Raw genomic sequence first — 1,520 nt, 5'->3', positions numbered from 1 at the left:
CGACCCGGAATGGCCCTCGGCCAAGGCCGTGGGCCGGGCACTGCGGGATCAACTGCCCCGCGACGAACAGGCCGTTCTGCGGATCACGGCCGGGCGCCCCGACGCGGTGGCGTCGGTCGAGGAGTCCAACGCCGGGCGGCTGCCCGAGCTGACGCCCATCAGGGTCGGGCGGATGGCCGCCAGCCCCTTCGCCTTCCTCCGCGGCTCGGCCGGACTCATGGCCCACGACCTGGCGGAAAGCCCCGTCACCGGCATCGGGGCCCAGATCTGCGGAGACGCGCACGCCGCGAACTTCGGCCTCTACGCGGACGCCCGCGGCGGCCTGGTCATCGACCTCAACGACTTCGACGAAACCGTCCACGGCCCCTGGGAATGGGACGTCAAACGGCTCGCGACGTCGATAGTTCTCGCCGGCCGGGAGGCGGGCGCGAGCGAGGACGACTGCAAGGCCGCGGCGCAGGACGCCGCCGGCGCCTACCGGCGCACCATGCGGCTGCTGGCAAAGCTCCCGGTGACCGAGGCGTGGAACGCCATCGCCGACGAGGAACTGGTCTCGCACACCGACGCCCGAGACCTGCTGGGCACCCTCGAACGGGTCGAGGCCAAGGCACGCAAGAACACCAGCGCACGGTTCGCGGCGAAATCCACCGAGCGCGGACCGGACGGCGGCATACGGTTCGTCGACGCGCCGCCGGTGCTGCGCCGGGTACCGGACGCGGAGGCGGCAGCGGTCGCCGCGTCGCTCGCCAGCTATCTGGAGACGCTTCCCGAGGACCGACTGCCGCTGCTGGCCCGGTACGCGGTGCACGACGTCGCCTTCCGAATAGTCGGCACCGGCAGCGTCGGACTGCGGTCATACGTGGTGCTCCTGCTGGACCACCGTGGCGAGCCCCTGGTCCTCCAGGTGAAGGAGGCCCGCCGCTCGATACTGGCGCCCTACGTGGCGAAGGTCGGCTTCCCCGTACCCCCGGCGGAACACGAGGGCCGGCGCGTGGTGCTCGGACAGCGACGGATGCAGGTGGTCAGCGACCTGCTGCTGGGATGGACGACGGTACGGGAGGGCACGACGGACGGAATAGATGGCGTACACGGCATACGCGGTGTATCCGGCGTCCACGGCGTCGCCGGGGAGAAGCGGTCGAGCGGCGCGGGGGCGCCGGACGGTCTGGGCACGGGACTGCCTTTCCAGGTACGGCAGTTCCGGAACCGCAAGGGCAGCGTGGATCCGGCCCAGCTGTCGGACGGGCAGCTCGACGACTACGCCCGGATGACCGGTGCACTCCTGGCCCGCGCACACGCCCACAGCGCCGACCCGCGCGTAGTGGCCGGCTACTGCGGCAAGGGCGAGGCACTCGACGAGGCGATAGCGGCGTTCGCGGTGGCCTACGCGGAGCGCACGGAAGCGGATCACGCGGACCTGGTCGCGGCGATACGCAGCGGTCGCATCGCGGCGGAGAGCGGGGTGTAACGGCGAGGGGGCCTCCCGGCTCCTTCCGGGGGCTTTGCGGGGCGGGGTGGGG

At 72.2% G+C, this 1,520-nt stretch carries 1 protein-coding gene; it reads left to right on the top strand.

Annotated features, from left to right (window positions below):
• On the top strand, window positions 1–1,468 hold a 1,468-nt coding region (locus AB0I03_RS26525; RefSeq protein ID WP_360417336.1), incomplete at its 5' end, for a DUF2252 domain-containing protein.
• Between the last annotated feature and the right edge of the window lie 52 nt (window positions 1,469–1,520).

Origin of the sequence: Glycomyces sp. NPDC021274 (assembly GCF_040641195.1) — a bacterium.
Lineage (GTDB): Bacteria > Actinomycetota > Actinomycetes > Mycobacteriales > Micromonosporaceae > Glycomyces.
This window is presented reverse-complemented; position numbering and strand designations above follow the sequence as displayed.